Annotated in this window: 8 protein-coding genes; 3 read left to right on the forward strand and 5 right to left on the reverse strand. The window is 44.6% G+C overall.

Annotated elements, in window-relative coordinates:
• Positions 1 to 8: 8 nt before the first annotated feature.
• Positions 9 to 131, reverse strand: coding sequence for a hypothetical protein (locus F6J94_RS27870; protein WP_293046338.1), 123 nt, complete (start codon positions 129 to 131; stop codon positions 9 to 11).
• 222 nt (positions 132 to 353) lie between these two features.
• On the opposite strand from F6J94_RS27870, the gene F6J94_RS27875 reads away from it, so the two are divergent.
• Positions 354 to 1,508: a quinone-dependent dihydroorotate dehydrogenase gene (locus F6J94_RS27875; protein WP_293046340.1), complete on the forward strand. Its 1,155-nt coding sequence runs from the start codon at positions 354 to 356 to the stop codon at positions 1,506 to 1,508.
• A gap of 165 nt (positions 1,509 to 1,673) precedes the next feature.
• Here the strand turns inward: F6J94_RS27875 and F6J94_RS27880 are convergent, their stop codons facing one another.
• Positions 1,674 to 2,471, reverse strand: coding sequence for a PhzF family phenazine biosynthesis protein (locus tag F6J94_RS27880; RefSeq protein ID WP_293023671.1), 798 nt, complete (start codon positions 2,469 to 2,471; stop codon positions 1,674 to 1,676).
• Between the two features lie 142 nt (positions 2,472 to 2,613).
• Positions 2,614 to 3,198 (reverse strand): DUF2808 domain-containing protein, encoded by a 585-nt coding sequence (locus F6J94_RS27885; protein ID WP_293023668.1) that lies wholly within the window; start codon positions 3,196 to 3,198, stop codon positions 2,614 to 2,616.
• A gap of 333 nt (positions 3,199 to 3,531) precedes the next feature.
• Between F6J94_RS27885 and F6J94_RS27890 the strand changes: the two genes are divergently transcribed.
• Both F6J94_RS27890 and F6J94_RS27895 read left to right on the forward strand, forming a co-directional pair.
• Positions 3,532 to 4,719 (forward strand): 1-acyl-sn-glycerol-3-phosphate acyltransferase, encoded by a 1,188-nt coding sequence (locus tag F6J94_RS27890; protein WP_293046344.1) that lies wholly within the window; start codon positions 3,532 to 3,534, stop codon positions 4,717 to 4,719.
• A gap of 366 nt (positions 4,720 to 5,085) precedes the next feature.
• Positions 5,086 to 5,601: a DUF4149 domain-containing protein gene (locus F6J94_RS27895; protein WP_293046348.1), complete on the forward strand. Its 516-nt coding sequence runs from the start codon at positions 5,086 to 5,088 to the stop codon at positions 5,599 to 5,601.
• A gap of 211 nt (positions 5,602 to 5,812) precedes the next feature.
• Here the strand turns inward: F6J94_RS27895 and F6J94_RS27900 are convergent, their stop codons facing one another.
• Together F6J94_RS27900 and F6J94_RS27905 are read right to left on the reverse strand one after the other, a co-directional pair.
• Complete coding sequence (locus F6J94_RS27900; protein WP_008179209.1) at positions 5,813 to 6,100, reverse strand: TMEM165/GDT1 family protein; 288 nt, start codon at positions 6,098 to 6,100, stop codon at positions 5,813 to 5,815.
• A gap of 109 nt (positions 6,101 to 6,209) precedes the next feature.
• Positions 6,210 to 6,371 carry a TMEM165/GDT1 family protein gene (locus tag F6J94_RS27905; RefSeq protein ID WP_367142282.1) on the reverse strand — a complete coding sequence of 54 codons (162 nt, stop codon included), beginning with the start codon at positions 6,369 to 6,371 and terminating at the stop codon, positions 6,210 to 6,212.
• Between the last annotated feature and the right edge of the window lie 2 nt (positions 6,372 to 6,373).

Here is a 6,373-nt window from a genome sequence, read left to right on the forward strand (position 1 = left end):
GGATTTTACTAAGGAAATTTTAAATTGGGTGAGGGAGTAGGGAGTAGGGAGTAGGGAGTAGGGAGTAGGGAGTAGGGAGTAGGGAGTAAGAGTTGCAAAAACTGATTGTAACTCAGTGATAAAAATGTCATTTTAAGTTACCCAAACAACGCCCTTTTTTTAGGGTTTGGTCATAACGCAACTAATTAATCAAAGAATCAATCAAAGTATGACGTTTGAATGGGTAAATTAAAAATTGAAGTAAATCCACAGTTGTTAATAACAACTAGCCAGATGGTGGAGTATTTTGTTCAGCACTGATTTACTAACTCGCTGACCTACTGACCCATTGAGCTACGGACTCACTCAGTATTATGGATATTTACCAATCTACCATTCGTCCAATTTTATTTTCTGGGTTGAAGACAGATCCAGAATTGTTACACAATCGAACTCTAGCGCTATTGAGCTGGCTGTCATCGAATCAGGAATCTACTCTAGGTCACTGGGTTAAGGGTCAATTACAGCAAAGGTTTTGCTTAAATGATGGTCGCCTCGAACAAACCCTCTGGGGAGTAAACTTCCCCAACCCTATGGGTTTAGCAGCAGGATTTGATAAAGATGGTGTGGCTGCTGGAATTTGGGGAAGCTTAGGGTTTGGCTTTGCTGAACTCGGTACTGTAACCTTTCATGGTCAACCGGGAAATCCTCGTCCTCGTCTATTTCGCTTGGTAGAAGACAAAGCTGCTCTGAATCGGATGGGATTTAATAATCTCGGCGCTACAGCAATGGCTGCTCGATTAGAACAGTTGAAGGTTAACAGGTTACAAGTAGAACAGTTGAAGGTTAACAGGTTACAGGTTGGGATTAATCTAGGTAAATCTAAAGTAACACCCCTAGCAGAGGCAGCAGATGACTATCGGTCGAGTTTTGGCCTGTTGAGGGAATTGGGGGATTACTTTGTGGTTAATGTGAGTTCACCAAATACACCAGGATTGCGATCGCTTCAGGATGCCAGTCAACTTAGTCTGATCTTAGATGCTCTGCAACAGGAAAACGTTTCCCAAAAGCCGATTCTGGTCAAGATTGCCCCGGATTTAGAGTGGAATGCGATCGCAGATGTCCTTGAGCTTGCCCAAAGCTATGGGTTAGCTGGGATTATTGCCACTAACACTACCATCCGTCGGGATCTGCTTAAAACACAACGGATTGCGGCAACGGGCAAACCGGTAACGGAAGAAGCTGGAGGGATTAGTGGAGCACCGTTGCGTCAACGTTCTACAGAGGTAATTCGGTTTATCTGGCAGGAAACTCAAGGAACCTTACCGATTATAGGGGTTGGAGGCATTTTTACGGCGGAGGATGCTTGGGAGAAGATTACCGCAGGTGCTAGTCTAATTCAGGTGTACACGGGTTGGATTTATAACGGTCCATGGATGGTAAGGCAGATTCTGCAAGGGCTGTTGCAGAAGTTGGAGGAAAGAGGCATGAGTTCAATTTCTGAGGCAGTGGGTTCTGGGTCTGGTTGAAGGTGGTTGGGTTGAAGGTTGAAGGTGCTTTGGTTGAAGGTTGAAGGTGCTTTGGTTGAAGGTTGAAGGTGCTTTGGTTGAAGGTTGTTCGCGTAGCGTGGCCTTTTGGCCAAGGTTGTTCGCGTAGCGTGGCCAAAGGCCAAGGTTGAAGGTTAACCTTCAGGATTAGATTAGCAATTCTGAGCGCAGGATAGTAACTGCTTGTCCACTCAGAAAAACGCGATCGCTACCGGTATAGTTAACCTTTACTACACCACCCCGAGAGGAGGCTTGGTAGGCTAAGAACTGATCTTTACTATTGCGATTGCGCCAGAAGGGAGCGAGACAACAATGGGCAGAACCTGTAACTGGGTCTTCATCAATTCCCAATCTGGGGGCAAAGAATCGGGAAACAAAGTCGTATTCTGAATCACTGTCAGCCCAACTAGTCACAATTACCGCAGACAGAGGTAAGGTTTTCATCAGTTGGAAATTGGGCTGCATCTGCTTGACCAACTCTTCCGACTCTACCTCGACCAAAAGCCAATGGGAATTTTTCCCAACCCACTTGATCGGTACACCCAAGGCTTGGCTGAGTGCTTCTGGAGTACTGATAACTTCTGAGGGATTCACCGGGAAATCTAGTTGAATCCACTCACCCTGGCGCTGAGCCATCAGCAATCCACTCTTGGTGTAGAACCGAATCATTTGATCAGGGGACAGATGTCCCTCTGACCAAAGAACATGAGCACTAGCTAGGGTGGCGTGACCGCATAAGGGGACTTCCACTGTTGGTGTAAACCAACGCAAATTGAAACCATCCTCTTGCTTGACTAGAAATGCGGTTTCAGATAAATTCATCTCTCGCGCTACGTTTTGCATCCAACTGTCATCTTGAGCAGTTGGTAAAACACAGATAGCAGCAGGATTTCCTGTAAAGGGTTTACTGGTGAAAGCGTCTACTTGAATAATGGTTTGTCCCATAATCAGGCAAAAGGTTAAATCAAGTCTGGTTAATGAGTTTTAAAATGGTTGATTGTGTTAATTGTTAATTGTTAATTTTAACTTTATCATTCATAATTAATAATGAACTAACAATTAACATCCAAGGAATGTTCCGAAGATGTTATCTAAAATTGAGCCTATCTCCCGCTGGAGAATAGAACTGTAAACGTCCAACACCTAAATATAAACCGTAGGGGTTCTCTCCAGGGGGGAAAGCTGTAACACCAAACAGATAGACGCCTCCCCATCGTGGATTGCGAACAGGACGAAGCCCAACCGTAATGGTTTTTCCTGGGTTTACTGGTGGATCGAAGGTAACTGAAATTGTTTTGGTTGAGTCGTCTTTTGTGACCCTTCCCAGAGATAACGGCTGACCCCGGTCTTGGTAGGTTCCTTCAAATGCTGAGGATTTCTCGGGATAGAATTGAATCTTATATCCTCCTTGACGCTGATTAATGGTTAATCTTTGGAGTGGTTCACCAATATCCCCTGGTAAGTCCACGGTGAAATAGTATGTTGCTCCTCGCACATCAGCTTGATTAAACGTAGTTACTGCATCCAACAACCTAGGAGATTTCTCAAATGAAACTCTCCCATCCGCTAACTCAACGGCTTGGGTTGAGGGAGTATCCAAAATTACTAAGGATAAGACTAAGGCTATAGTAATTTTGATAAAGTTTACCGAAAACAGAAGCGGCGCACGCAAGCTCAATCTCTTTAGAGCTAGGATCAAGGGTGACGTAGCGGTATATGACGCCGTTTTTTGTTTGACTTCACCATCTAACATGTTGACACTACTGATGATTCTTGTTATTTGATAATTCTAATGTGAAAGGTTAGTAGGCAAACCATAATTGATCCGGTACAACTATGGCATCTGTCTGTAGTGAGGAAAATCCCGAAGGGAGCAAAGGTGGGGAATAATGGGACCATCGACAATGGCAAAATGGCACAATAATTTATTTCAAGTCAAACTGTTTAAAGTATTTATGATCTCTCCATCTCCCTAATCTTCCGATCTCCTCCTGGAATACATGCTATGTCTGTTTTGTCAAGCCCTCAATTCTATCCACCTAGGCTCAATCCCCTATTAACCCGCCTCTGTCAAAGCTTTTCTGATCTGATCGCCGATAATTTTTATCAACTGAAGTTAGTGGTTGAGTCTACGGACCTAGAGAAACTGGCTCGCTTGGAAGAGGAACGGGTGGTTTATCTCCCCAATCATCCTACCCTTGATGATGGGATGGTTCTGTTTCTGTTATCAACTCGGTTAGGGCAACTCTTTCACTATGTTGTGGCTTACGAGAGTTTCCGGGGATGGAGCGAAAAATTTCTGCCCCTGATCGGAGCCTACTCGATTAGACGGGGTTTAGGCGATCGCACCAGCATTGCCCAAACCCTAAAGTTACTGAAGCAACCAAGTTGTGATTTGGTGATTTTCCCCGAAGGGGGCTGCTCTTATCAAAATGATACGGTTATGCCTTTCCGAACGGGAGCTATTCAACTGCCTCTACAGGCAATGAACCAAATGGTCAAACAGGGTGAACCTGTTCCTAATCTCTATTTAGTACCGGTAAGTCTGAAGTATCACTACACTGATTCCATGAAGCCGGTGATTGATCAGACCCTGTCCCGTCTAGAGAAGGCGTTCAAAATTAATGCGATCGCACCAAACTTCTATGGGCGTTTACGGGGTGTTGCTGAGCAAGTAATTCTTCGCTTGGAGACTGAATACGACCTTAATCTAGACCAAACCACTCAGATCGATTGGAACCAACGGATTAACCAGCTCAAAACTCATCTGTTGAGTGAGTGTGAACAGAAGCTAGAGATAACACCGGCAACCATGACACCAATCCGAGAACGAGTGTATAAAATTCAGTCAGTCTTAAAATCCCGTGCTCAAGAGTTAGAACAATTTGATGAAACGACTTATGAATCAATTTACCAAGCTACTCTCCGCCTACTGAACTTCGATGCAATTTACGATGGTTATGTTGCTGCCTCCCCTACCCCAGAGCGTTTTTTGGATACCCTGACTCGACTAGAGCGGGAAGTGTTTAAGTTTGATCGACCTTTGCCGAAAGGACATCGGAAAGCCATGCTCCGCATTGGAGACCCTATAAACCTCAAAGAGTATTTTGAGTCCTACAGACAAAACCGAGCAGGTACAGTGGAGATGTTGACCCAACAACTACAACAGACAGTTCAAGACAATTTATCGTAAGCTATAAGCTATCAGCGTGTCGCGTATCAGCTACAGGCCAATTCCTGAATGCTTAGATGGGCAAATCCCCAGACTTTAAATCCTGTACAATCTCGAACTATTAAATTCTCCCGTGTGGGCATTGGCGCACGCTACGCGAACGATGTTTATTTTAAGGATTAGGCTGACGGCTGAATGCTGACGGCTGTTGGCGTAGCCTGCGCGTAGCGCATATGCTTACAGTATTACTCAACTGGATTTGAGATTAGTCCTGACAATTAATTTAAAATTTGTTTGCAAAAATACTTTTGTTTGCAAAAATACTTCACACTTTTTCCAAAAACAATTGGTTAAGCTAAGAGCAGGATAGAAAGTAGAGGAAATTTTATGAACGCTGTTTTTGGCGTGGATTCACAGCAAAGCCGCTGGCGAACCATTGCCATGTTTGCTTTAGGGTTTTGGCTCAGTAGCAGTTTGGTTATAGACTTTGTGATCATGCCATGTCTGTCTACAGCTGGCATGATGAGTCAAGCTAGTTTTGCTACAGCTGGCTATTCAATCTTCTGGACATTTAATCGTGTTGAGCTTTTGTGTGGCGCTTTAATATTAGCCAGCCTCCTAGTGCTGCGTGGTAATTCTAATCTTTATCATTACGTCAGACGCTGGTCTATTTTATTATCCCTGCTCATGGTAGGGATCGCAATTATTTATACCTACATCATGACACCCCAGATGAGCGCCATGGCTCTACAACTGAATCTTCTAGAGCCAGTGAGTGGCATGCCAGCAGGAATGGTGCAAATGCATGAAGGCTACTGGCTGCTAGAAGCAATCAAGTTAATGGCAGGGACTACACTACTTAGCTGGTGCTATCAAGACTATCGTAGATTGGTCTGTTCGTAACTTGCTCCCACACTCCCCCTAACCCTCAGGGCTGTTTCTTGCGTCCAACTAACAATCTGATTTGTGGGGAGGTGGGGAGATAGGGAGATAGGGGGAATTTTTATAAATAAGGTATTTTTCACCTTAAAAATACCCTCTCCCCATCACCCCAGCTCCCTTTCACCCGATTGACCTGAAAATTTATTCCTGAAAATCTCTGAGGGGGGGTGGATTAATCCTCCACCGTTCCTTCTGAAGGCCACAATAGCCGTAATGCCATCAAAGCAAAGCCAATGGCTGCGATCGCTTTAAGTAGACGAGTAGGCAACAGATGAGCCACCCCTCCCCCAGCTACTACACCCAGAAAGCTAGCAAGTATCAGTGCCGCTATAGTTCCCAAAAACACAGTACGGGGGGAATTGAGACTACCACTGAGTGCGATCGCAGCCAATTGGCTTTTGTCTCCAATTTCAGCTAAAAATACAGTTAGGAAACTTAGTCCTAGTAATTGCCAATCCATCCTCTAACCTTCAACCTCCAACCTTCAACCGTCTAAGCTCCAACCGTCTAAGCTCCAACCGTCTAACCTCCAACCTTCAACCTCCAACCGTCTAACCTTCTAACTAATACTAATTCAGTTTGATGGCATCCCACAGAAGCATCACTGATATGAACAATAAAAGTGTTCCGGCAGCAGTATCCATCATCTCAGGGGAGAAGCGCTTAGCCAGCCAATGACCAATCAGTACACCTAGCAAACTAGTAGATATCAGTGCTGCCGCAGCACTGATAA

Origin of the sequence: Moorena sp. SIO1F2, from assembly GCF_010672755.1 — a bacterium.
Classification (GTDB): domain Bacteria; phylum Cyanobacteriota; class Cyanobacteriia; order Cyanobacteriales; family Coleofasciculaceae; genus Moorena.

Excerpts from the sequence above, each read along its gene's own strand:
- F6J94_RS27880 (WP_293023671.1), bottom strand. The coding sequence starts at position 2,471 with ATGGGACAAACCATTATTCAAGTAGACGCTTTCACCAGTAAACCCTTT.
- F6J94_RS27890 (WP_293046344.1), top strand. The coding sequence starts at position 3,532 with ATGTCTGTTTTGTCAAGCCCTCAATTCTATCCACCTAGGCTCAATCCC.
- F6J94_RS27895 (WP_293046348.1), top strand. The coding sequence starts at position 5,086 with ATGAACGCTGTTTTTGGCGTGGATTCACAGCAAAGCCGCTGGCGAACC.
- F6J94_RS27875 (WP_293046340.1), top strand. The coding sequence starts at position 354 with ATGGATATTTACCAATCTACCATTCGTCCAATTTTATTTTCTGGGTTG.
- F6J94_RS27900 (WP_008179209.1), bottom strand. The coding sequence starts at position 6,100 with ATGGATTGGCAATTACTAGGACTAAGTTTCCTAACTGTATTTTTAGCT.
- F6J94_RS27870 (WP_293046338.1), bottom strand. The coding sequence starts at position 131 with ATGACATTTTTATCACTGAGTTACAATCAGTTTTTGCAACTCTTACTC.